This window comes from Leucothrix arctica (genome assembly GCF_003172895.1).
In the GTDB taxonomy this organism is placed as follows: domain Bacteria; phylum Pseudomonadota; class Gammaproteobacteria; order Thiotrichales; family Thiotrichaceae; genus Leucothrix; species Leucothrix arctica.
Window position 1 is genome coordinate 85,794 of sequence record NZ_QGKL01000042.1, and the last position, 22,613, is coordinate 108,406.

Annotated in this window: 22 protein-coding genes; 7 read left to right on the top strand and 15 right to left on the bottom strand. The window is 44.8% G+C overall.

Annotated elements, in window-relative coordinates; all coding sequences use genetic code 11:
* Window positions 1–2: 2 nt before the first annotated feature.
* Entirely contained in the window at window positions 3–1,715 is a 1,713-nt protein-coding gene (locus DKT75_RS17560) for a hypothetical protein (protein WP_109825220.1), read from the bottom strand.
* Window positions 1,716–1,836: 121 nt separating this feature from the next.
* Window positions 1,837–2,052 carry a DUF2061 domain-containing protein gene (locus DKT75_RS17565; protein WP_109825222.1) on the bottom strand — a complete coding sequence of 72 codons (216 nt, stop codon included), beginning with the start codon at window positions 2,050–2,052 and terminating at the stop codon, window positions 1,837–1,839.
* 204 nt (window positions 2,053–2,256) lie between these two features.
* Here DKT75_RS17565 and DKT75_RS17570 point away from each other — a divergent pair, with 204 nt between their 5' ends.
* Window positions 2,257–2,799, top strand: coding sequence for a DUF4166 domain-containing protein (locus DKT75_RS17570; protein ID WP_158278910.1), 543 nt, complete (start codon window positions 2,257–2,259; stop codon window positions 2,797–2,799).
* 87 nt (window positions 2,800–2,886) lie between these two features.
* On the opposite strand, the gene DKT75_RS17575 is transcribed toward DKT75_RS17570, so the two are convergent.
* The 5 genes from DKT75_RS17575 to DKT75_RS17595 all read right to left on the bottom strand — a co-directional run bounded on the left by DKT75_RS17575 (window position 2,887) and on the right by DKT75_RS17595 (window position 6,580).
* A complete protein-coding gene (locus tag DKT75_RS17575) occupies window positions 2,887–3,561 on the bottom strand; it encodes a hypothetical protein (protein ID WP_109825226.1) in 675 nt (224 codons plus the stop codon).
* Window positions 3,562–3,568: 7 nt separating this feature from the next.
* Window positions 3,569–4,258, bottom strand: a complete 690-nt coding sequence (locus DKT75_RS17580; RefSeq protein ID WP_109825228.1) for a HupE/UreJ family protein — start codon at window positions 4,256–4,258, stop codon at window positions 3,569–3,571.
* Between the two features lie 6 nt (window positions 4,259–4,264).
* Window positions 4,265–4,750 (bottom strand): DUF6644 family protein, encoded by a 486-nt coding sequence (locus DKT75_RS17585; RefSeq protein ID WP_109825230.1) that lies wholly within the window; start codon window positions 4,748–4,750, stop codon window positions 4,265–4,267.
* Between the two features lie 11 nt (window positions 4,751–4,761).
* On the bottom strand, window positions 4,762–5,223 hold the full coding sequence (locus tag DKT75_RS17590; RefSeq protein WP_109825232.1) for a hypothetical protein: 462 nt from the start codon (window positions 5,221–5,223) through the stop codon (window positions 4,762–4,764).
* A 262-nt stretch (window positions 5,224–5,485) separates the two neighbouring features.
* A complete protein-coding gene (locus DKT75_RS17595) occupies window positions 5,486–6,580 on the bottom strand; it encodes a DUF6152 family protein (RefSeq protein ID WP_109825234.1) in 1,095 nt (364 codons plus the stop codon).
* Window positions 6,581–6,859: 279 nt separating this feature from the next.
* On the opposite strand from DKT75_RS17595, the gene DKT75_RS17600 reads away from it, so the two are divergent.
* The 3 genes from DKT75_RS17600 to DKT75_RS17610 all read left to right on the top strand — a co-directional run bounded on the left by DKT75_RS17600 (window position 6,860) and on the right by DKT75_RS17610 (window position 8,604).
* Window positions 6,860–7,333 carry a DUF6653 family protein gene (locus DKT75_RS17600; protein WP_109825236.1) on the top strand — a complete coding sequence of 158 codons (474 nt, stop codon included), beginning with the start codon at window positions 6,860–6,862 and terminating at the stop codon, window positions 7,331–7,333.
* A 67-nt stretch (window positions 7,334–7,400) separates the two neighbouring features.
* Window positions 7,401–8,024, top strand: a complete 624-nt coding sequence (locus DKT75_RS17605) for a hypothetical protein (RefSeq protein WP_109825238.1) — start codon at window positions 7,401–7,403, stop codon at window positions 8,022–8,024.
* A gap of 4 nt (window positions 8,025–8,028) precedes the next feature.
* Window positions 8,029–8,604: a hypothetical protein gene (locus tag DKT75_RS17610; protein ID WP_146201403.1), complete on the top strand. Its 576-nt coding sequence runs from the start codon at window positions 8,029–8,031 to the stop codon at window positions 8,602–8,604.
* A gap of 22 nt (window positions 8,605–8,626) precedes the next feature.
* Here the strand turns inward: DKT75_RS17610 and DKT75_RS17615 are convergent, their stop codons facing one another.
* The 6 genes from DKT75_RS17615 to DKT75_RS17640 all read right to left on the bottom strand — a co-directional run bounded on the left by DKT75_RS17615 (window position 8,627) and on the right by DKT75_RS17640 (window position 16,042).
* A complete protein-coding gene (locus DKT75_RS17615; RefSeq protein WP_109825242.1) occupies window positions 8,627–9,505 on the bottom strand; it encodes a DMT family transporter in 879 nt (292 codons plus the stop codon).
* A 170-nt stretch (window positions 9,506–9,675) separates the two neighbouring features.
* Complete coding sequence (locus DKT75_RS17620) at window positions 9,676–10,749, bottom strand: ABC transporter ATP-binding protein (RefSeq protein WP_109826527.1); 1,074 nt, start codon at window positions 10,747–10,749, stop codon at window positions 9,676–9,678.
* Window positions 10,750–10,753: 4 nt separating this feature from the next.
* Window positions 10,754–12,430 (bottom strand): beta-galactosidase BglA, encoded by a 1,677-nt coding sequence (bglA, locus tag DKT75_RS17625; RefSeq protein WP_109825244.1) that lies wholly within the window; start codon window positions 12,428–12,430, stop codon window positions 10,754–10,756.
* Window positions 12,431–12,443: 13 nt separating this feature from the next.
* Complete coding sequence (locus DKT75_RS17630; protein ID WP_170310682.1) at window positions 12,444–13,589, bottom strand: carbohydrate ABC transporter permease; 1,146 nt, start codon at window positions 13,587–13,589, stop codon at window positions 12,444–12,446.
* Window positions 13,590–14,594, bottom strand: a complete 1,005-nt coding sequence (locus tag DKT75_RS17635) for a carbohydrate ABC transporter permease (protein ID WP_109825246.1) — start codon at window positions 14,592–14,594, stop codon at window positions 13,590–13,592.
* Between the two features lie 83 nt (window positions 14,595–14,677).
* Window positions 14,678–16,042, bottom strand: a complete 1,365-nt coding sequence (locus tag DKT75_RS17640) for an ABC transporter substrate-binding protein (protein ID WP_211665481.1) — start codon at window positions 16,040–16,042, stop codon at window positions 14,678–14,680.
* A gap of 217 nt (window positions 16,043–16,259) precedes the next feature.
* Between DKT75_RS17640 and DKT75_RS17645 the strand changes: the two genes are divergently transcribed.
* The 3 genes from DKT75_RS17645 (at window position 16,260) to DKT75_RS17655 (ending at window position 20,125) form a co-directional block, all read left to right on the top strand.
* A complete protein-coding gene (locus DKT75_RS17645) occupies window positions 16,260–17,285 on the top strand; it encodes a LacI family DNA-binding transcriptional regulator (RefSeq protein ID WP_109825248.1) in 1,026 nt (341 codons plus the stop codon).
* Between the two features lie 41 nt (window positions 17,286–17,326).
* The gene (locus DKT75_RS17650) at window positions 17,327–18,658 is read left to right on the top strand and encodes a GH1 family beta-glucosidase (RefSeq protein WP_211665482.1); all 1,332 of its coding nucleotides are present in this window, start codon (window positions 17,327–17,329) and stop codon (window positions 18,656–18,658) included.
* Between the two features lie 63 nt (window positions 18,659–18,721).
* Window positions 18,722–20,125 (top strand): DEAD/DEAH box helicase, encoded by a 1,404-nt coding sequence (locus DKT75_RS17655; protein ID WP_109825250.1) that lies wholly within the window; start codon window positions 18,722–18,724, stop codon window positions 20,123–20,125.
* A 32-nt stretch (window positions 20,126–20,157) separates the two neighbouring features.
* Here the strand turns inward: DKT75_RS17655 and DKT75_RS17660 are convergent, their stop codons facing one another.
* Entirely contained in the window at window positions 20,158–20,895 is a 738-nt protein-coding gene (locus DKT75_RS17660) for an SH3 domain-containing protein (protein ID WP_158278911.1), read from the bottom strand.
* A 187-nt stretch (window positions 20,896–21,082) separates the two neighbouring features.
* Window positions 21,083–22,333: an SH3 domain-containing protein gene (locus DKT75_RS17665; protein WP_109825254.1), complete on the bottom strand. Its 1,251-nt coding sequence runs from the start codon at window positions 22,331–22,333 to the stop codon at window positions 21,083–21,085.
* Window positions 22,334–22,613: the final 280 nt, after the last annotated feature.

A 22,613-nucleotide genomic window follows, 5' to 3' on the forward strand; every position in this document is an offset into this window, starting at 1 on the left:
AACTACCGCAGCACAACATCAACTCCCATCGCACTTTTACGGGCAAATTTGGGCATGAGTTTTGACCGACGCTTTTTCACCAAGCGATACACCAGCGCCAATAAATGAACCGTAAACAATTGATCAACTAATCGATATCCACGCTTACGTCTCAACAAAATAGCCAGACTCCAATGCAAAAACTGAGGCCGCATTTTAAAGGGTTCAAAGTTGACCTTTATGACGTATCGGTAGCGTGTGCCTTTGGGGTATTGCTTCTTATAATGCTTCTTAGCCTGTTTTATCTTTTTACACACCTCAGCGTCATCTGACTCAAAGTAGTACTCACGAGCCAACGCCAATATACCGAGGGTATCACGCATGAAATCAATATCATCAACGGGTAGTCCCAATAATTCCGCTTGATCCCGCATATCGTCAATTTTTCCCAGTGCTGCATTGCCTGCACGGACACATGACTCAGGGTCTTTCACAAAATAGCGCAGGACTTTACGTAGCGATTGATTGATAAAAATAGTATTCCAATACACACCGGTGAGTGGCGGTATCCGTACACGTCGAAAGAATAACTTCTGGCGCGCAAATTCTTCTTGATAATACAGCTCGTTAATAACTTCTTCGGATAAACGAAGTAGCTGAGTCAGTGCCGCCAAGTTCATGTCTGGGTAGCTTGCTTGAAGGGCTTGTTCGACCGTACAGTCATCACGAAATAAACGTAGCGTGACTGCCGCATTGATCTCTGTCCAGATTGAGCCTTTACCAATAAAGGCTAATCTGCGGAAGGGTAGCCAGCCACCTGTTTGGCACCAGACACTAATGCCTACCATGTTGTTTGCACCGCGTAACTCACGGGCGTAGTGCTCATAGTCAGCACCAATGAATGATGGAAACTCGCCAGCGCCTTCGTACTCTCTACGCGCTTGAAGCTCGACCATTTTTTGGACGTTGGTACGAAAGAAGCTTTTGTTCAGTGGTAAGTGACGGAAAAAGTCAGACTCACCGTATTTCATGGATAATATAAACGCGTAGCTATCGATGTCTTTGATGGCGCGTGCGAGTGTGTCGCGATGCCAAATTAAGTCACCGACAGAGTAAGCGCCGACCGTCCAAGTTCGTAATATGACTTTCTTATTATGTTTTTCGAAGACAGGTAAAATCGTTTGTAGGAAACGGTTGAGCATTTTGGGTGTACGAATGTGTAATTCACTTCGAAAGTCATCTTTGACATCAAGTCCGTCGGACTCACCAATACGCAAGATGACACCAGCAACTTCAGGGAACGCTGTTAAAAAACGATCTACTAGCTGCGCTACAAAGTCGTTAATGGCTTTAGGAGAGTTGCCTAGTTTTTCACGGACGCTTGCAGTACTGGAAAACATATCCATGGTCAGGTATACGACCAAACCATGCGTCTGGAGTATTTGGAACAGGCTACGATATTCTTCCTGCAACACTTCTATGCGTGTGTTTAACTCGGGTTCGTACCAAGGGTGCGTGACTAGGTGACTCACATCATCCAGAGATACAGCGTTGTAACCTTGTTGGCTGACGTGGTGTGCAAACTCGTTCATGTCCTGACGAATGTTGTAGAACTGGTTGTGCCTGCCTGGGCCATCGGTATCTAAGTGGGCAAATGGAATCTTAGACCAATTTATCTTTTTACGCTCATAGCCACGAAAGAATGGGCCGATACCGTCGATTAAGAAAATTTGCACATGAAACCTTGTAAGCCGCCTATTAGTTCGAGGGGTGAGGGTATCGAACTAATATGACGGCTTGATGACTTTTATACCGGCGGGAACAGCAATTATCTCGGTGCGCGTTGGTGTTTCTAGTTTATGCATGTCGTCTGCTAGCAGGTAACAAGCTTGTGAAAAACTGCGCTACATCGTACTTAGCCCAAATCTTTTCGTGGAAGTAGAAAACAACGGTATTAACGGCTGGCTCTATTAAGGCAACTGCGCCTCCAACGACCAAGCTACCAGTGATTAAGTAAGCGACTGTGAAAGCCGTTGCGAAGTGTACGATAGCGAAAGTAATAGTTTTTAACATGACAAAGTCCAAATGAGTGTTTGTGTTGATGATTTAAATAGTAATCATTCTCATTAATTTTGTTAAGTGGATAAATACAACCAGTGCGATAGATGAAAGCTATGACACAATTTTAGAGGTATTATCTCTATGAATAGGCGTAAGCCTTGTTCATGCTTTAGAAAACTTTTGTCACTGAACGTGTTACCCGCACAGGAAATAACCATGACCAGCAACATCGTTAAAAACTGGTTCGCAAACGATTTTTCAAAACTAGCGCCAGAATTACAAGCGTTGCACCAATACGGCGGCAAACTTGTCGGTAAAGTAGACGTGGTATTAGGGACTGGAATCGCTGGTATCTTAGGTAAGCGACTTCAAGCAAAACTAAACCTACCACCAGTTGGCACAAACGATCTCTGCGTCACGATCAGTCACAGTGATGTTGGTTTGCATTGGGATAGAAAATTTAACAACACCACCGAAATGAAGTCTACCTTCGAGCCAATAAAAACAATCAAAGACGGCTACTGGATAGAAAAAACTGGGCCGCTACAGATGAAGTTAACCGTCGATATCAAAGATCACGGTTGGTACTGGCGTTGTTTGAGTTTTAGCTTATTTGGAGTGCTTTTACCTGTTTGGATGTTCCCAAAGTCAAAGGCGTACAAATACATCGAGGAGGGTGGTTACAAGTTCTACGTGGGGTTTGAAGCCCCTGTGATTGGTTTGTTATTGTCTTACAGTGGCACGTTACAGAAACAGTAAATAAACCGCTTTGCTGGCAGCAGTAATCGGTGACTCGTGATCAGTCATCAATAACTCACCAACAAAGCGATAGGCAATGTGACTTAATTAAAACTCAACCTTGTTAGTCACTACACCATCAACTGCACGGTGCATTTCTTTGTGCTCGTCGTAGTAACCACTCACGGTGATTTCAATCTTGATAGGGCCTTCTTCTAAGTTCATAAAGAACCAACCGTGATAGCCAGGGAATGGTGCAGTAAACGTACCGCTTTGACCGAAGCCTTCGCCTTTGCTGTAAGCCTGTTCAAAGCCGTCAGGGTAGTTCGGTGCATCAGCGGTTGAAGGGTGGCCATGGAACTCATAAAACACTCCATCGCCTTTGGCGTTTAACACTTTCCATGAGTAGAGCAGTGACGAGTTTTGTTTCATGATGAATTTGTGTTCCATCTCACCCAAGTCTTCTAAATCAATCACGATTGTTTCAGATTTAAAGACTTTGTCTTCTAACTTAAGCAGACCGCGAATCGATTGATTAATCTCTTCGGCTTCTAGATCATATTTCTCAATATTGAAATTCATCGTCTGACCGAAATCAGTCCCCGCTTTTGCAGGTGCAGTCGTCTTAGATAATGCTTTAACACCGGTTAGTTCACCGACACCCGTTGGGTCAATGCCATATTCTGCAGGTAATACAAAGGCTACAAGGAGTGCCGCAGCACCGATTGATGAGACGATTAAGCGTTTAGTAATGGTTGAGTCTGGTTTTACGTCGTTTGTCATAAGCCACCTAGGTAATAAAGAATCCAACGGTCTGCATTCCGAATAGCACTAAGCCAGCTCCGAATAACACGACGTTAGAGTCACGTGCAATGTTTGAGAAATTCTTGAGCGAACGGAGCCAAGAAAATAATAGAAAGAGGAAGGTAAGTGCGATGATTTGTCCAATCTCAACACCGACATTAAAGTAGATCATATTGCTGATTAGGCCATCTTCAGATAGCGAGAGGTCTTGGAGTTTAGACGACAGTCCAAAGCCATGCACAAGACCAAAACCAAACACCGCGATCTTAGGGTCAAGAAAGCGAATAGTACCGAGGTTTTCCAGTGCTTTGTAGCAGACCGATAACCCAATAATGGCATCAATAAAGAATACGTTAACGTGTATGCCTGACAGTACGCCAAACAGCAGTGTGATCGAGTGACCAATCGCAAACAGGCTGACAAACTTTATGACGTCCTTTAAGTCTCGTAAAAAGAAGATGACGCAAGCAAGGTAGAGTAAGTGGTCGTAACCCGTGACCATGTGTTTCGCACCCAAGTACATCATTGGGAAAGCGTGTACGCCATCAAGTTGCATTAAGTATGACTGGTCTGTACCAGCTACACCGTGAGCAAAGGCTTGCCCAAGTATGCTGCTAGCGATGATTACTAGCAGCAGTAATATTTTAGGTGTCGTTATGTCTGTCAGCTTTATCATCGGGAGTTACAAGTCTTCAACGTATGGAATGAAGCGACCTAATACGATCACGCATGTCCATATAGTCAGTGACACTATCGCTACTACTTTTGCATAACGAGGCAAGTCTTGTGAGTCAGCGCCAGCATGTATTTTTGGTTGTATCGTCAGTATGTAGATGAGTGCATTAATCGCGGCAATAGCGATAAGCCCCATCTTGATTTTAAAGGCAATATTCACAAAGTAACGCTCAGGATCACCAACGACAAACAGTGCGCCTGTTACTAAGTTGAGCAAGAAGCCGATTAGCGTGAGGGTGATAAATACGTCCACCGAGGTGATGGGTAATTTGCGAGCAAAACCTAGTGTACGCAAATCTATAATGATCAAAGAACCAAACAGCAAGCACAGACCCAAGAAATGGATCATTTCCATACTCGGCCAAACCCAGCTGTTGTTTGTGATAAAAGCGTTTAGTGGTGTGGCCGTTAGCCAATCAATTACGTCATTCATTTGTCACACCCCTAAAGTACGTAGCCGATTAGACGGCCCGTTATTAATGCACCGACCCAAGCAATCACTGACCATGCTGCTAAATTTCGATCAGACTTTTTCACGTCGCCATCACCGTTTATGCAGACGTTTACTAAGCGTTGAGTCAAAAAAAGACCGACAAATACTAAGACGATTTTGATAAGAAACGGTATGTTGTAAGCAAGCTCTGAAGCGCTCCCCAAAAACAGTCCGACCCCTGAAAGTAGGTTGATGATGAATGCTACTTGAGCAATGCGCCAGTAGGATGCGAGTGAGGTCACGGGGATGACTTTAGCAAAGCCCAGTGCTCTAAACGCTAACATGAGCGATACACCGACCAATGCGGCCATACCTAGCGCGTGCAGCGACAGTACGATCGGATAGCCCCATATGGAACTTGAAACATACATCCCAAGTGCTGAGTCTTCGAGTGAAAATAGGAAATCTTCCATGGGGTTCTCTAGAGATAAATTGGTTAAAAAATGTGATCAAAGATAGACACGTTAAATGTATTTATTGTTGAGTCTGCTTGATTAGTTATTAGGTAAGAGCTTAGTTCAAACGTTATGACTAAGACATCACATTTACCCAGATTCACATCATCTTCACATGTTCTACACATTTGCAGTGTTAACAATAAATTTTACATAAACACCGCTATCCAAAAATCAGGGGATTAGCATTCGGATAGCGGCTTTTACAACGCTTATGGCGTTATGACTTTTCGGTAAAACCTTCTTCTACCGTTAAGTCGTCACAGGCAAAGCTTTCAAACGCATCTGTGGTTTTAACTGACTTGTTAAGGTGGCTAAATGGCTTAGCAAGATAAACAGGGTCAGTCATTGTGTATTCACGCACTAACTCACCTTTGTCATCAATATAGAAAGTCTCAGCGACTTCCATTTGGTCACTATGCGGAATAGAGGCTTTTGAACGCCCGCCAATGACTGCGATGAAACCTTCAGCAAATCCTTTGGTTTTAACCTCAAGTTTACCGTCTTTCCAAGTGCCTACAGAGTAGCCCGCCAGCGTTGGTTCGATCTTGTCTGGAAACTTGCCATCGAGATGGATTTTACGAACCACGTCCATAAAGCCGTAGGTCAACGTGATTTCCGTTGCAGACTGTTCGAACTTATTAATCATCTGGTCAAAGCGATAATCAAGAATGATGTTAGTCGGTTTACAGTTGAAACGAGGGTTGTCAGCTGAAGTCCATTTGTTACCTACATCTTTCGCAGCTTGTGTTAACTCATAAGCAGGCGGTCGTCCAACACCATAAGCTACCGGTGGGCCATCCGCTACTGGCTCTCCCCAGTTACCCGATAAGTCTGGGACGTTGAGGGTAGCACCCGCTTTTTTAGCGGCAGCTTCAAGTGCAGCAGCATCTAGTTTTGGGTTAACTATTTTGCCAGATTTATCAAACGAGCCGTAACGTGACAGCATGCGACCATCACTAAAAGTAACGGTGTCTGTGTAACACGTCGTTGGTTCTTTGCGGGCAGGTGAGCCAGCGATTTTGATTTCAGTGCCTTTAGAAAATAACTCTTTCTTCCAGCCTTTGCGTTTTAGCAAACTGCCTGAACGCAACTCACAACGCCAGTTGGCGACTTTACCTGCATCATCTTTAACGTCGAAATAGACATACGAATGGGGGTTTACGAAGCGTACTCGGGTGACTGTTCCTGTTTTTTCTAAGGTCTTGGATAGGTCGAATTGACCGTTTACACCGTGATGTCCAAAACTGACACTGGGAATAATGGCCATACTTGCTAAAACTGATATTGCACCAGTAATAATTTTCTTTTGCATGAAGCTCTCCTCCTTGTACCCGCTGGAAAATCCAGTAGGTTAATTTCTGCTCCTTGAGTACTGTTTCAGATACTTTATTGGTGAAACACACTGCAAAAAGAGGCGATAACACATTTATTTAAAACGATAATAATAAATTATGCAATATAAAATCGATAATATTAACTTTAAAAGTATTTAATCAATTATTTTTATTATCGTTTTAATACCGGAAAATTCGTAACAAAGGCGCTACAGCGCGTAAAATAAAGTTTCTTCTAACCAGCTGTTGGTCTACTTATGGATATGAAAAAAGGCCTTTCAAAAATTTTTCTGCCAGATGAAGAGAGTTGGCTGCACCATGCAAACCCTTGGTCAATATGGACTCGGTTTGCAACGCTACCCTTTATTGTTTTAGCCGTATGGTCGAGGGTTTGGTTAGGCTGGTACTGCCTTATTCCTATTGTTATTTTGGTGGTTTGGGTAGTGGTGAACCCGCGTTTATTTGCGAAGCCTACTAGCTTTGATAACTGGGGCGCTAAAGCGGTATTAGGGGAGAGGGTTTATATCACGGACAAGGACGCTGCTAGTTTAGAAAAACACAAACTACCGATATTGATTTTGAATGGCTTGCAGACGATAGGTGGGTTGATCTTAATTTATGGTCTCTGGGATTTGAATATTTATCTGACGTTGCATGGGATGAGTTTTGTCTATTTGGCAAAGATGTGGTTTCTGGACCGCATGGTTTGGTTGTATGAGGATTCTCAGTAGTCTCTATTTTGCACTATCCACGTTTAAAAAATGATAAACTATCGCCAGAATTTAACGAGGATATTTTATGAGAATCGACAAGCTATTTGAACTACAAGGCGACTTTTTTGCACGTTTCCCTGACGGCTTTGATGATCCTGAAATGCTCAAAATTCGTAAGAAACACAACGTCGATAAGTTAGCCATTCAAGCGCAAGAGATGTTTGCCGAAACTCAGTTTGGAATGCCAGAAGCCATCATCAAAAATATGATATTGATGATCTCTCGTTCGTCGATGATCTCTATGTTCGATAAGCCAAAGTTTAAAGATGCGATAGGTACGCTTTCTCCCGTTGAGCGTGAGCTATTGGCAGATGCTTTGTTTGACATGCTACATGGCGATAAAGAGAAAGGTTTTGATCAGATACTTGAGCAGTTAGTGACCTTGAAACTAGGGCGCTGGTCGCTGATTAGTGCGATTCCTTATTACTTCGATATGAAGGAGAATTGGTTTATTAAACCCAATACTACCAAGTCTATTTTGAAGTACTTTGAAATGGATAAGGAGTTGGTTTACAAGCCACGACCATCGTTTGAGTTTTATCGTGACTATAGTGAGTTTTTGACTAACTTGCGTGATGAGTCTGACCCGAAGTTAAGTCCTAGCAATGCCGCGTTTACAGGCTTTTTGATGATGAGTATTCAGGATTAATTTTATGAATATCGTAAAACTATCTGACACTTTCTTTCTTGATGACGCCATTTCCCTATATAGAGATTTCTGGGATAAATGCTGGCTTGGGCATGAATATAAACAAGAGTGTCACTTTGATGGCAGCATCAAGGATCTATACATGCTCGGTTACTGTGAGTATGAGCTAGGTCACCCGGATGATAGTTATGAAGCTGCCTCAATCATCTGGGCAAATGTTATTCTCAATAATACCGACTTGCTATGGGGCGAAAAGAAAGCTGAGATTTACCTATTCACTGATGATAAGGATTACCCCACTTTTGAAGTTAATGTTCATCGCTATGCAAAAAACATGATTGACTCAGGGATATCACAATTCGATAGTTTTTCTTTCATGACTGAAAGGCTACTCATTGATATGCTTTTAGCCGGGTATCAAATTGAAGAACTACAGAGGTTAAAATCAATTGTATATGAGTGCACCAATGATAATAACGGATCTTACTCTGAGCGTTTTATTACTGCAGCGGGTGAGCTATATAAAGCAAACAAAGAAAATCTCACTCATTTACATGACATGCTCAATGGTGGCGAATAAGAAAATACCAATGCATACTGGTTTAGTGAACCATCACCAAAACCGCCGCTATCCCAACCAGCACTAACGCCAACATATCCTTCTTACGCGTTTGTTCTTTCAACCAGTAAGTAGAGATCAGTATCATAAAGAATATTTCAATCTGCCCAAGCGTTTTAACGTAGGGCACTGTCTGTAATGACATCGCACTAAACCAACCTAACGACCCCAGAAAGCTCATCAAACTCGTCCACATCACCATCATCTTATGACTGGTGACCATATGCTTGAGTGTTTGTCTGTCACGTATAAATAGATAAACCACAAGCATCAAGGTTTGCAACGTGATCACTAAGAACAGCACCCATGCGGCACTGTGTGGAAAAGGAATGTTGAGGCTAAGGCTCGCTTCTCGTACCCAGAGTGATGTCAGTGCAAATGCACTACTACACGCTAGTCCGATCATAATGGTTTTTAGTGAAATGTCTTTGATCTTGTCAGGTGAGCTTAAAATCATTATAGCTATCGCACCAATGGCAACACCGATCCAGCCTAAGTAGGTAAGTGTAGTACTAAAAAACATGACGCCTAAGAGTGCGGCGACAGGTGCTTCGCATTTCGCCAAACCTGCACCGACGGCAAAGTTCTTTTGCTTAAATAACACTACCATCAATGCAGTAGCGACTATTTGCATAACCGCTGCACTACCAATAAAAAAATAAGACTTCGCAGCGAAGTGGGGTATTTCAGCGGGTTGCCATTGGTATAAACCAATTAGGTAGACTAAAGCTAAAGGGCTTGCCCAGAGAAAGCGGGCGAGGGTGACACCAAGGACATTGAGCTGCTTGCTGAGTTTGCTTTGTAGTGCGTTGCGCCATGCTTGGCAAAAAGCGGCAAAACAGGTGAATAAAATCCAGCTCATGGTTAGCCTATTTTTTGAAGGGGGAGCAGGCAATGATACTTTGTTTATAAAGATGAGCAACACAGAAAAGGGCCAAGATTAAGGTCGACAAATAACGCATATAAAAATGCCCTAATAAATGGCAAAGCACTTACCACCTACTAGGGCATCTTCCCCGTACTCTCACGTAATTACTTACGGAGAGTCAACCCCGCTTCATCAAACAGATGAAGTTTGTCTGCTGGCGCTTTAAAGGCTACGTCTGAGCCACGCTCAAGCGACATAATCCCTGCCAATTTAGCAACAAATGGTTCTTTGCTGCCTTCCACTTCAACATACAAAATGGTCACTTCACCGAGTGATTCGATGAATGAAATATTTCCTTTAACGACCGCCTCAGATGGGTCACACAACTCCAAGTCTTCCGGACGAATACCAAAGTGAACGGGCTTACTCACTTGGTCACTGCTGAGTGCAAACGGTAGTGTCGGTGTATTGCCTCCGCCTAAAACAATAGTCGTTGTGTCATCTCTCACTGAAGCTACTTTAGCGCTGATAATATTCATCGCTGGAGAGCCAATAAACTGAGCCACAAACAAATTAGCAGGGCGTGTGTATAGTTCTAGCGGTGAGCCAACTTGTTCGATTTTACCCGCAGATAACACTACGATACGATCGGCTAATGTCATCGCTTCAACCTGATCATGTGTCACATAAATCATGGTTGTGCCGGGCATATTTTCTTTTAGCGACGCAATTTCAAGGCGTGTTTTGACTCGAAGCGCTGCGTCAAGGTTAGACAGTGGCTCATCAAATAAAAACACCTTAGGGTTTCGTACAATCGCACGGCCAATGGCTACACGCTGGCGTTGCCCACCAGACAATGCTTTAGGTAGTCGTGTTAAGTAATCAGTTAATTGCAGTGTGTCTGCCGCCTTACGCACGCGTTGATCAATCTCGTCTTTACTGGCCTTAGTGATGCGCAAGCTAAACGCCATATTGTCGTAAACCGTCATGTGTGGGTAGAGCGCATAACTTTGAAACACCATGGCAATGCCGCGTAATGACGGCGGCGTTTCATTGACTCGCTTACCGTCAGTGATCGACTCTAAGCCTGCAATCATTCGTAGCAACGTTGACTTACCACAACCCGATGGGCCAACAAAGACAATGAATTCACCCTTATCTATCTCTAAGTCAACGCCATGGATAACCTCAATAAGACCGTAACTTTTCTTTAAGTTGGTTAGTTTTAAACCTTGCATGAGCTTACCTTTTTGATGTGTTTTTAAAGTGAGGAAGCTCAATAATTGAAGCACTCCATGCACCTAGTGTCAGGGTGCCTTCTTGTAACTGGCCGCTGACTAAATGTGTGTTAACTATCGCTGCATCCTTTTGAGGAACGTTGACTTCAACAGGGTCATTACCAATGTTAAACACGCACAGCAAGGCGTTAGAGTCGTCATGACGAACTAACGATAGTACTTGTCCGTCGCAGTTCAACTCACTCAGCTCTCCTTTTGCTAAGACAGGGTGTTCTCGTCTAAATGACAAGATTTGTTGGTAAAACGTATAGATAGAATTGCTGTCATTAACTTGTTGATCAACGCTTAGTGCGTAATGACTTTCCGCGACAGGAAGCCACGTTTTAGTGTCACTAAAGCCTGCATTGACAGCGTCCTTTTCCCATGGAATAGGGGTTCTACAGCCGTCACGCCCTTTGAACGTTGGCCAAAACTGGATGCCGTAAGGATCTTGCAAATCATCAAAACTGACGTCTGCTTCAGGGAGACCTAATTCTTCACCTTGGTACAAACACACCGAGCCACGTAAGGTCAGCAAGAAGGTTGTCATCATGCGTAAGTAATCGTCTTTATCGGTATGGTTATCTGCCCAGCGAGTCGCATGACGCACTACATCGTGGTTTGAAAATGCCCAGCAAGACCAGCTATTAGGTGCCTCTTTGGAGAAGCGACTCAGCACATTAAAAATGTAGTCAGCAGAGGGTGCTTTGCCCGATAAAAACTCAAACGAATAACACATGTGCATGCGGCTATTGCCTTGGGTGTAATCGTTAAGGATCTTCATGCCGTACTGTGCGTCGCCCACTTCACCCACTGCTGCTCGCGCTGGGTACTCGTCCATTAATGCGCGTAAGCGTTCAAGGAATAGGATGTTTTCAGGTTGGTTCTTGTCGTACAAGTGGTTCTGGAAATTGTACGGGTTAACACTTGGAGCAATCGTGTCATTGCGCTCTTCAATGGGTAAAGCAGGGTTGTCACGTAGCTGCTTGTCGCACATGTAGAAGTTAATGGTATCAAGTCTAAAGCCATCCACACCACGTTCTAACCAGAAGCGAGCTACGTCTAGTAGTGACTGCTGTACGTCCATGTTATGGAAGTTGAGATCAGGCTGTGACGTGAGGAAGTTGTGCATGTAGTACTGGCAACGCGTGGTGTCCCATGTCCAAGCAGGGCCACCAAAAATTGATAACCAATTGTTTGGCGCACTGCCGTCAGGCTTAGCATCCGCCCAGACATACCAATCGTGTTTTGCATTGTCTTTACTGCTACGACTTTCTTTAAACCACTCGTGTGAGTCAGCCGTATGTGACAGTACTAAATCGATCATGATTTTTAGGCCCAACGAGTGAGCCTTTTCGATCATGTCGTCAAAGTCTTGCAGGTTGCCAAACATCGGGTCGATGTCGCAGTAGTCCGACACGTCATAACCAAAGTCTTTCATAGGAGACTTGAAAAACGGTGAAATCCACACCGCATCCGTACCTAGCGCTGAGATGTAAGGTAGGCGTTGTGTAATGCCTTTTAAGTCACCAATACCGTCACCATTGGTATCTTGGTATGAGCGTGGGTAAACCTGATAGATGACCGCACCGCGCCACCAATCTTGATCGATGCTCGGCGTTAACGTTGTTTGATTATTCATGATAGTGGTCTCCCTATTTGACCGAGCCAGCCAACAAACCGCGCACCAGATAGCGTTGTAAGCTAAAGAATACGCAGAGTGGAACAATGATGGTGATGAATGCTGATGCCGTTAAAATTTCCCAGTTACCGCCACGAGAGCCAAGCATTTCGCGTAAGCGTCCTGTCAGTACGATTTCATCTTCACCGTTACCGAGGAATACCATGGCAATCAACAAGTCATTCCACACCCAAAGGAACTGGAAGATGGCGAAAGAGGCCAGTGCAGGGAACGACAACGGTAATATGATTTTAACGAATACCGTGAAGTGGTTAGCCCCATCGACACGGGCAGATTCGATAATTTCTTTAGGCAGTCCAGCGATGTAGTTACGTAGTAGGTATATGGCGAGCGGCAAACCAAAGCCGGTATGGGCGAGCCATATTCCGAGGTAGCCTTTGGGACTAACGCCAAAGAAACTCCCGATACTGTTGTACAGTTGTAGTAATGGAATCAATGACATTTGTATAGGCACTACTAACAAGCCCACAACAATTGCGACTAATACAAACCGTCCAGGGAACTCCATCCATGCGAGTGCGTAAGCTGCAAAGGCCGCCATCAATATTGGAATAACAGTGGATGGGATGGTCACGGTTAATGAGTTGATAAACGACTGGCCAATACCTTCCGAGCTAAGCACCTCTTTATAATTATCTAAGGTGAAGCGAGGTGGAACGGTGACTTTATAGAATACTCGTTTACCGCGTGACCCTGTCCACTCGGTCGGTGAGGTGAGTAGGTAGTCGCCATTGGCTTCAACCGCCATGGTCTGGCCTTTGTTCATGTCAGCCGTTGTGCCCGCTTTAAACGCTTCAGGGCTACGTGACTTCCAACCAAAGACTGAAATATCGTTGGCTTTTTCTGCCCCAAAAATATTGCCTTTGAGTATGTACTTACCGTCAACGAGTGTTTGACTGTCTGGGCCTTCGGTACGGTGCATTAGGTTTTGTTGTGAGTCTGAAAGCGACGTCCACCAGCCCGATAAGGCTAACTGATCTTTATCTCGAATGGATGAGATAAACAAACCTGCCGTCGGGATCGTCCACATAATGACTAAGACTAATACGCTGAGATGGACGAGTGTTTGCGCACCCCAGCTTGTTTTACTCATAATCATTTATCGGCCTCCTTTGCTTTCTTGGCGAATGTTCCAAATCATAATTGGGATAACTAATACCATTATGATGACCGCAACGGCCGCACCTCTTCCAAAGTCACCGCCACCTCTAAACATCCAGTCAAACATGAGGTTGGCGAGTACTTGCGTATCCCATTGGCCATTGGTCATGGCGAGTACTATGTCGAACACTTTGAGTACCAATATGGTGATCGTAGTCCAGACTACGGCAATGGTTGTCCAAATTTGAGGGATCATAATTTGGAAGAAAATACGGATACCACTAGCGCCATCAATGACTGCAGCTTCAACCGTTTCTTCAGGGATGCCACGTAACGCAGCGGATAGAATGACCATCGCAAAACCGGTTTGTACCCAGATTAGGATGAGCATTAGAAATATATTGTTCCAGCCGGGCATGGTTAACCATGCTTCGGGTGTGCCACCAAAAAACTCGACGATGGCATTGAGTAAACCAATTTGCTCTACGCCATCACCACGGTAGTCATAAATGAATTTCCAGATGATTGAGGCACCAATAAAGGAAATTGCCATGGGCATAAAGATGAGACTTTTAGCAATATTTCCCCACCAAACACGGTCAGTTAGGGCGGCTATTACAAGGCCTAAAAAGGTTGATGCTGCGGGTACGATGAGTAGCCACATCATATTATTCATAAATGACTGTAAAAACTCGTCATTGGCAAATAACCACGTGTAGTTATTGATGCCGATGAATGTGTCACCCGTCTTGTCAAATAGTGAGATATAAAGCGAGGCAAAAACGGGGTAAATAAGATAAACAGTTAATGCTAAGAATGCTGGCCCGAGAAATAACCAAGGGCGAATCAATGCTATGCGGCGCAAATTTTTTGCGGCAACTTCAGGGCTTTTTCCATGAATACCATAGACGCGGTCGAGTACGTAATTGCTACCTACAAAGTAGAATATGCAACCAGCGATACCTAGCACCATGACGACAAGGGCAAAGATTATTTGTTCCATAATGTGTTCACTTAGAGAGTTAGAACAGAAGCGCTGAGCCTTAAAGACTTAAGGCCCAGCGACCTAGAGAGTATGTGTAGCGATTACTTAACTAGGTCATCCCATGATTTCTGAATGCCTTCTGCAACATCTTTAGCAGACTTACCGCCTGTGTAGTCGACCATGCCTGTCCAAAATGCACCAGCACCGATCTTACCCGGCATAAGGTCAGAGCCATCAAAGCGGAAGCTGGTTGCGCCAAGTAGGATCTCACCTTGTTTTCTGAGTGCATCGTTTGCGTAAGCTTTGGTATTAGCACCTTTGAATGGCGTTAAGAAGCCAGACTGTGCCATCCAAATTTCGTGAGCAATTGGCGACTTCAAGAATTCAATAAATGCCTTAGCACCTTTTGAATCTTTAGTGATTGCAAAGGTTGTACCTGCACCAAGAACTGGCTTACCTAGGTCTTTGCTTTCATAGGCAGGGAAGTAGAAGAAGTCAGCATCTTCGCCAAGCTTTGTTCCTTCTGGGAAAAACGAAGGAATAAAAGATGCTTGGTGGTGGAAGTAGCACTGTGGTGGTGAGGTGAATAAGCCTTTAGGGCTGTCACGGAAGTCAGTTGTTGCCACGGTGCCTGCGCCACCAGCCACATAGTCGTCGTTTTTAGCGAACCAACCAAACTCTTCTAGTGCGGCTATAACTTTAGGGTCGTCAAACTTAAGTTCGTTTGTGATCCACTTGTCGTAGTCTGCTGTCGACACGGTACGTAGCATCATGTCTTCAACCCAGTCTGTTGCTGGCCAGCCAGTAGCGCCACCAGAACCAAGACCAATACACCATGCTTTTTCGCCATTAGCGGCAATTTGGGTTGTGAGTGCTTTTAGCTCCTCAAGCGTCTCAGGGACTTCGTAGTCGTTTTCTTCAAGATTTTCAGGGATGTACCAAACAAGCGACTTAACGTCTGTCTTGTATGGGAAACCGTAAAAGTCTTTTTTACCTTCTTTGTTCTTGTACGTACCCAACTCAACCCATGACTGACCGGCTGAGTAGTTGTCTGCAAGCCATGTTTTACTGTCATCGCCTAGTGGCGTTAGTAAACCTTTAGCGGCAAGGTCTGCGGCTAAGCCCGGTTGAGGGAAGATAGCGATATTAGGTGGGCTACCTGCTTGAGTATCAATGACGATTTGCTGCTCAAACGAGTCAGAGCCAGCGTACTTAACATCTGCGCCTGTTGCTTCTTCAAAGTAAGCGGTAACACTTTCTATGAGCGCTTTATCTGGACCTAACCATGGGCCAAATAGGGTGATTGTCTCACCGGTTAGCTTCATCTCTTTTAACGCTTCGTAGCTTGCCCAGTTAAACTTACTGTCTTCACCTGGCTTAAATTTCAAGCCTTCATCAGCCGCAAACAAACTGCCGCAAGATAAGCTAGCTGCAACTGCCGTTGCTAATAGGATCTTCTTCATCATTGTAGATTCCTCCTCGGAACATCATGGGTATGAAAAATAGTTTTCTGATTATCCAAAACTGATCAAAGCGCTTTGGAAAACCACTTAGCCTTAATATCAGACCAATGTTACTAGGTATTGTCAAGGTAATATTGGCTTGTTTTAATTTATTGTTGTCGATTATTTATATTTGAGGTATATTTATTCGCTATTATTTTAAAGCGCTTTGGATGTGTTTATGAATTTGAAAGAGCTTTCCGATTTCTTAAAGCTTTCACCGACAACTGTCAGTCGAGCAATCAATGGTTACCCTGAGGTCAGCGAAGCCACTCGAAAGCGAGTAGTGGAGGCGGCTGAAGCTAATAACTATCACCCAAGTCATTTGGCGAGTGGTTTGGCCAAAGGTAAAGCGATGGCGATTGGTCATGTGATTCCTTTAAGTAAACACATGGTGATGAACCCTCACTTCTCTGACTTCATATCCGGCGCGGGTGACGTTTACTGTAAAGCGGGCTACGACATGTTGATCCGTGTTGTTGCGGAAGGCGAAGAAGAGTCTGTTTATAAAAAGCTTGCAAAAGATGGTCGTGTCGATGGTGTGATTGTCCATGGCCCTTCAAATTACGATGCACGAATAGAAGCGCTGCAAGACATCGGCATTCCTTTTGTTGTTCACGGACGTACGAATCAGGATGAGTCGACTTACAACTGGGTAGACGTCAATAACGTGCGTGCATTTAAGCGTGCGACTAACTATTTATTAGATCTTGGGCACAGGGATATTGCTTTTATAAATGGTTTTGAGTTTATGAACTTTGCGATGCGTCGTCGTTCAGGTTATGAAGAAGCGCTGCATGAAGCCAGTATTGAGATTAACCCTGAGATTATGTTCACGGGTGAGATGACCGAACCACAAGGTTACGAGTCAATGAAGCAGCTGCTTAAGCGAGCTAAACCACCGACGGCAATATTGTTATCGAGTATTTTACCGAGTATGGGTGCGATGCGAGCGGTTCAAGAAGCGGGCTTAACAGTTGGTAAGGATGTCTCGATCGTTACCTTTGACGATCAGTTGTCATTTTTACAAAACAGTGGTGACATCCCCATGTTTACCTCTGTGCGTTCTTCCATCAGAGACGCGGGTGTCCGCGTTGCTGAAATACTATTAGATCAAATTAATCAGCCCAAAGCAGATCCATACCATGAGTTGTGGGAGGCTGAGCTTGTGCTTGGTAAATCCACTGGTCGTCCTGTTTCTGTCTAAACTAATATTACATAGACCAATATTCATGAGGAGTGAATCGAATGAGCATTAACTTTAAGCGCTCGGACTTTCCTGAGGGCTTCGACTTCGGTGTTGCAACCTCTGCTTATCAAATAGAAGGCAGTGACTTCGGTGGCTGTGGGCGCTCACAGTGGGACGACTTTGCTGCTACTCCGGGTAACGTTGTGCGTGGTGAAGACGGTGGTGTCGCCTGTGATCATTATCATCAGTGGGAAGGTGATTTAGATCTGATTAAAGCGGGTGGGTTTGATAGCTATCGTTTTTCAACATCTTGGGCGCGAGTTATGCCAGAAGGGCGTGGCGCGGTAAATCAAGAAGGATTGGACTATTACGAACGTATTGTTGACGGTTTATTGGAGCGTGGGATTAAGCCCAATGTGTCGCTGTACCATTGGGAACTACCAAGTGCTTTGCTTGACCAAGGCGGTTGGAGAAATGGCGATATTGCTAACTGGTTTGCTGATTTTACAGAAGTCGTAATGGGTCGTATTGGTGATCGCGTTCATGCTGCGGCGACGTTTAACGAACCTTGGTGTGTTACTTGGCTGAGTCACTTCCTCGGACAGCATGCGCCTGGTGTTAAAGACATTCGTGCTGCTGCTCGTGCGATGCATCATGTATTAGTAGCTCACGGTAAGTCGGTACAAGCCATGCGTGGTCTGGGTATGGATAATGTGGGTGTGGTGCTTAACTTTGAATACTCCCAACCAGTGGATGACACACCAGAGGCGATTGAGTCTGCACACCTGTTTGACGGTATTTATAATCGTTGGTTCTTAGGGGGTGTGTTTAATCAGGCCTATCCTGAAGATGTGCTGGTTGGACTTGAGCCGCACTTACCAAAAAATTATCAGGATGATTTTCCGACGATTGCGGAGAAGGTTGATTTTTTGGGTGTGAACTACTACACGCGCAGCATTATCAGTCCTGATGGTACTGATCAATTCCCAGCACATAAAACGGTTGAAGGGCCGTTGGATAAAACGTCGATGGGTTGGGAGATTTACCCTGACGGTTTGCATCACTTTTTAACGTGGGCTGACCGTGAGTATACAAAAGGTCTACCCATCTATATCACTGAGAATGGCATGGCGTCATACGATACTGTGGATGAGAATGGTGTGATTGATGATGAGCCTCGTATTAATTTCCTAAATCAACATATGGATGCGGTAAAGCAAGCCATTGCTGAAGGTGTGCCAGTGAAAGGTTACTACGCGTGGTCGTTGCTCGATAATTATGAGTGGGCAGTGGGCTATGAAAAGCGTTTTGGCTTAGTCCATGTTGACTTTGATTCGCTGGAGCGTACGCCTAAAAATTCGTATTTACAGTTACAAAAGGCATTGAGTTAAAGCTGCAATAACCGCTAGCTTTGCGATAGAATAAGCAATTGATTTAGTTTCTGCGAAAAGATTATGGCTTACACCACCCCCGAAGAAAATTCATTTGCTCGTTTTGAGCTAGCACGACCGTTACTTGAGGCAATTAAATTGCAAGGGTACGACCGTCCTATGCCAATTCAAGGGCGTTCTATTCCTAAGATTTTAGAGGGACGTGACGTCTTAGCAAGTGCTGAAACCGGGAGTGGAAAGACAGCTGCATACGTTTTACCACTATTGCAGTCGCTTATTCTTCAGCGTGAAGAAGAGGGCGCTCAAGGCGCTAGAGGGCATCACATTCGTGCGCTTATCTTAGTACCTACGCGTGAGCTTGCATTGCAAGTCTCTGACGTTGTTGCAGCAATGGGTTGTAAGATGAGACCCTCTGTTCGTTGTACTAGTGTTTACGGTGGTGTTGAGATAGAAAAGCAACAGGCGATTTTGCAGGACGGTATCGAGGTGTTGGTTGCAACACCCGCTAGACTGCTTAGTTTGATCGAAGCAAAGGCTGTGGTGTTTAACAAGCTGCGTACTTTGGTTTTGGATGAAGTTGATCGTCTGATCAGTCAAGATTTTCAAGATGAAGTTGAGACGGTGTTACGTCACCTTCCAAACAAGCGTCAAAACTTGTTCTTTACAGCGACGTTCCCTGACTCTATTCGTGACTTGGTGCGTAAAGTACTCAATAACCCTGAAGTGATCGATGTGCCGCTGGGCGCGAAGGTTCTAATTGATCAGCACGTTGCTATCGTTAACCAGCGTGAGAAGATTCAAGCGTTAAACTTCCTGTTGCTAGAAAATGACTGGGAGCAGGTCTTAGTGTTTGCGACGACCAAGAAGAGTTGTGATCAGCTGACAGCAGCACTTAAGTCGTTAGATGTCGATGTACTAACGCTTCACGGCAGTGTGCCTACAGAGCAGCGTGAGCATGCCTTGGCGCGTTTTAAGCAAGGTAACTTGCGTGTGTTAGTGGCAACGGATATTGCGGCACGTGGTATTGATATTGGTCAGCTAGATTGTGTGATTAACTACGAGCTACCTCGTCAAGCAAATGACTACCAGCATCGTATTGGTCGTACGGGTCGTGCAGGTAAGACAGGTCAGGCAATCAACTTAGTTGCTCACCATGAGCTTGCGCACTACGAAGCGATCGAGAAGTACACGAGAGAGCGTTTGCCGCGTGAGACGATTCCAGGTTTTGAGCCGGATGAGATAGCACCAGCAGCGCCATCACGTAAGAAGCCAAAGAAAGAAGTCGGTAAGAAGCGTCGTGTAAAGCTGAAAGAAACTCAGAAGAAACGTCGTGAGAAGAAAGGCTTTGGTAATAATGTTGGCGGTAAGGACACGCAAAATCAAAGTTCGAGTCAGAGTACTGACCGAAGTGAAAATGCTGAGCCGAAGCCGTCTTATTACAAGTCGACTCCTGACTCAGATTTCTAAAAGGTTTAAACCTTTTCTATTTTGTTTGGCTGCTACTGAATGCGAACCGCTTTGCAGCAGCCATTCAATTGCTCACCATTAATCAGTGCATCTACTCGGTAGTGTACTTTCTGATTAGATAAAGTATGCAGACATTGCTTTGTATACTTTATCGTTAGGTTCGTTGTAAAGCGACCGTTAGAGCTTTTAAGCTCTGTCTTCATCGCTGTATTCCAGCGATTTCTACGTTGCTTTTCATAGGTGATTGGAATCATACCTGCTGCTTGTCCACGCAAGTTAACATCCAATGCCTTAGGGTGAACGATGGTGCGCCAGAATGGGCTACGGTCGCCACACTCCAATACCCATTTCCCTTTTGAGCCAGAGACTGCTTTAGTGCGAGGCACTGCTGCTCTAGGTGCAGCTGCTGGCTGTGGACGCTGAGGCGCTCGTGCGGCGGTATTTGGGGCAGTTGGTCGGGCTTGTGCAGGAGCGGCTTGCATAGGGCGAATGAAACGCTCACTTACCCAGCCTGTTTTACCTTGCCAAGTGACTTTTGTCCAAACCGTATTACCAACGGATTGACGTTGTCCTGTTGCACGAATGTATTTTCCGTTAGCGGGAATCTTAGTGACGACGGCACTTTTTGAGCCAGGCTGTGAACGCATATTGAGCGTATCCCAACTTTCGACACCATTGATTTGAAAAACGGCTGCCTGTGCGATTTGTACGCTAAATAAAGTAGCAGCAATAGTGAGCCCAATCCGTGTGAACTTGCTAAAACGAGTCATATAAATATCCTTATTTATAACAAAAAAGCCCCAGAACATATCTATGTTGCTGAGGCTATATAAGGTCGAATTTACGGGGGGTAAATTTTGCAGTCAATAGAAATAACAGCTGATGCCAGTTGTTACCCCCTTAAGCCGACCAAATGCACTGTAAGTACGATGATTGAATCATCATTACCTCAGGCTATTAACGTTGACCACTGTAACTGTGGTTATGAGCAACACGGCCATTTGCATGAGTGTGTGCTGTTGAGCGAGTGAACTGGTTTGCTTGATGACGGTGAAGGTTCGCGTCATTGTTAGAAACCTGCTGCTGTCGAACTTGATTAGTCTTAGGCAATAAGAAGTCATGCAAATGAACGCCAGCGCCGCCAACATGTGTATGAGTCGTCTTCTTGTTGTAAGCAGTCTGTGGGTGAATGTGAGTCACAGGCTGGTTAGCTGTTGGCGTCACAGTACGCGCTTGCTGCTGTTGCGTGCGGTTACCTGCATAGTTGTGTGCATGCTGAGGGTTGTTGCTCGCATGCGTATGTGTCACAGCGTTTGAGAACTGGTTACGAGGGTGCGTATGTGCAGTCCCTGTAGCAGCGGCTCGAACTTGAACGCGTTGCTGAGTTGGCTGTTGTACTGTGCGTTGCTGACCACCGTAGTTGTGGTTATGGTTAGCATTACCACTTGCATGTGTGTGTGTTACAGCATTTGTAAACTGGTTGCTCGGGTGAGTGTGTGAGTTTGCATTGCTAGCCGCACGAACTTGTACTTGAGGGCGTGCTTGTTGCGTTGCTTTACCCTGACAACTGTAACGATGCTGATGCGTGTTGCCACCACCTGGATGAGAATGCGTTGAAGAACGTGTGCACTCATTTGCAGGGTGAGTATGGCTAACTGAAACTGGAGTTCTTCTTTGCTGTACAGGAGCAACTCGCGTTGGCTGTTGCTTACGAGTAATTGCTGGTAAACCGTTACCTGGGCCAACATAAACACTACGAACAGCGCTTGTAGTAGTGCCAGCGCCTGAATCATAAATACTACCAGTACGGGCAACTGATACAGATACTTGTGGCGTGTAAGCAGGCTGTGGTCTGTACGCAGGTACTGCCGGCGCTGCTGGTGTAGGTGCGACGAACGAGTAGTCTGTTGCTAGGTAGCGCTTGCTAACCCAACCAGAAACACCATTGAAGCTGACCTTAGTCCATGTAGAGCGACCGCTGCCTGACTCTTCGCCAGTACTGTTGATGCTGCTACCATTTGCAGGGATTTCACCAATGATGGTGCTACGGTGGTTAGGCTGTGAACGAATATTCAAAGTATCCCAGCTTTCCACGCCAGAAACGATATAACGCTCTGCGGCAGTAGCTTGAGTGAATGCACCTGCACTGATGCATAAAACAACGGTAGATATAGAAGCGACTTGCTTAAGGCGGCTTAAAACGTCCATAGACTTTCCTTTCCCTGAAATATTATTTAATGATTAGGTTTTTTGTTGTAACAGCTTGTCTTGGCTGATAAATATGGTAATTACTACACATTTTATAGGACTAAGTGTGCAATATCAAAGATTTGCAACGACTTTATTATAAACTTGTGGATTATAACGCTGTAGATAGGTAGCGCTCTGCAAGGTCATTATACAAAATGTATAAAATCAGTCCAGCGATTACTAAACCCCGATCAACGGTCCCAACCACCCAAAAATCCCTTCATACATTGAGCGCTTA

What these genes read in the sequence shown, in the direction of transcription:
- DKT75_RS17565 (WP_109825222.1), bottom strand. Translation starts at nt 2,052, where the DNA reads ATGTTAAAAACTATTACTTTCGCTATCGTACACTTCGCAACGGCTTTC.
- DKT75_RS17570 (WP_158278910.1), top strand. Translation starts at nt 2,257, where the DNA reads ATGACCAGCAACATCGTTAAAAACTGGTTCGCAAACGATTTTTCAAAA.
- DKT75_RS17575 (WP_109825226.1), bottom strand. Translation starts at nt 3,561, where the DNA reads ATGACAAACGACGTAAAACCAGACTCAACCATTACTAAACGCTTAATC.
- DKT75_RS17580 (WP_109825228.1), bottom strand. Translation starts at nt 4,258, where the DNA reads ATGATAAAGCTGACAGACATAACGACACCTAAAATATTACTGCTGCTA.
- DKT75_RS17585 (WP_109825230.1), bottom strand. Translation starts at nt 4,750, where the DNA reads ATGAATGACGTAATTGATTGGCTAACGGCCACACCACTAAACGCTTTT.
- DKT75_RS17590 (WP_109825232.1), bottom strand. Translation starts at nt 5,223, where the DNA reads ATGGAAGATTTCCTATTTTCACTCGAAGACTCAGCACTTGGGATGTAT.
- DKT75_RS17595 (WP_109825234.1), bottom strand. Translation starts at nt 6,580, where the DNA reads ATGCAAAAGAAAATTATTACTGGTGCAATATCAGTTTTAGCAAGTATG.
- DKT75_RS17600 (WP_109825236.1), top strand. Translation starts at nt 6,860, where the DNA reads ATGGATATGAAAAAAGGCCTTTCAAAAATTTTTCTGCCAGATGAAGAG.
- DKT75_RS17605 (WP_109825238.1), top strand. Translation starts at nt 7,401, where the DNA reads ATGAGAATCGACAAGCTATTTGAACTACAAGGCGACTTTTTTGCACGT.
- DKT75_RS17610 (WP_146201403.1), top strand. Translation starts at nt 8,029, where the DNA reads ATGAATATCGTAAAACTATCTGACACTTTCTTTCTTGATGACGCCATT.
- DKT75_RS17615 (WP_109825242.1), bottom strand. Translation starts at nt 9,505, where the DNA reads ATGAGCTGGATTTTATTCACCTGTTTTGCCGCTTTTTGCCAAGCATGG.
- DKT75_RS17620 (WP_109826527.1), bottom strand. Translation starts at nt 10,749, where the DNA reads ATGCAAGGTTTAAAACTAACCAACTTAAAGAAAAGTTACGGTCTTATT.
- bglA (WP_109825244.1), bottom strand. Translation starts at nt 12,430, where the DNA reads ATGAATAATCAAACAACGTTAACGCCGAGCATCGATCAAGATTGGTGG.
- DKT75_RS17630 (WP_170310682.1), bottom strand. Translation starts at nt 13,589, where the DNA reads ATGATTATGAGTAAAACAAGCTGGGGTGCGCAAACACTCGTCCATCTC.
- DKT75_RS17635 (WP_109825246.1), bottom strand. Translation starts at nt 14,594, where the DNA reads ATGGAACAAATAATCTTTGCCCTTGTCGTCATGGTGCTAGGTATCGCT.
- DKT75_RS17640 (WP_211665481.1), bottom strand. Translation starts at nt 16,042, where the DNA reads ATGATGAAGAAGATCCTATTAGCAACGGCAGTTGCAGCTAGCTTATCT.
- DKT75_RS17645 (WP_109825248.1), top strand. Translation starts at nt 16,260, where the DNA reads ATGAATTTGAAAGAGCTTTCCGATTTCTTAAAGCTTTCACCGACAACT.
- DKT75_RS17650 (WP_211665482.1), top strand. Translation starts at nt 17,327, where the DNA reads ATGAGCATTAACTTTAAGCGCTCGGACTTTCCTGAGGGCTTCGACTTC.
- DKT75_RS17655 (WP_109825250.1), top strand. Translation starts at nt 18,722, where the DNA reads ATGGCTTACACCACCCCCGAAGAAAATTCATTTGCTCGTTTTGAGCTA.
- DKT75_RS17660 (WP_158278911.1), bottom strand. Translation starts at nt 20,895, where the DNA reads ATGACTCGTTTTAGCAAGTTCACACGGATTGGGCTCACTATTGCTGCT.
- DKT75_RS17665 (WP_109825254.1), bottom strand. Translation starts at nt 22,333, where the DNA reads ATGGACGTTTTAAGCCGCCTTAAGCAAGTCGCTTCTATATCTACCGTT.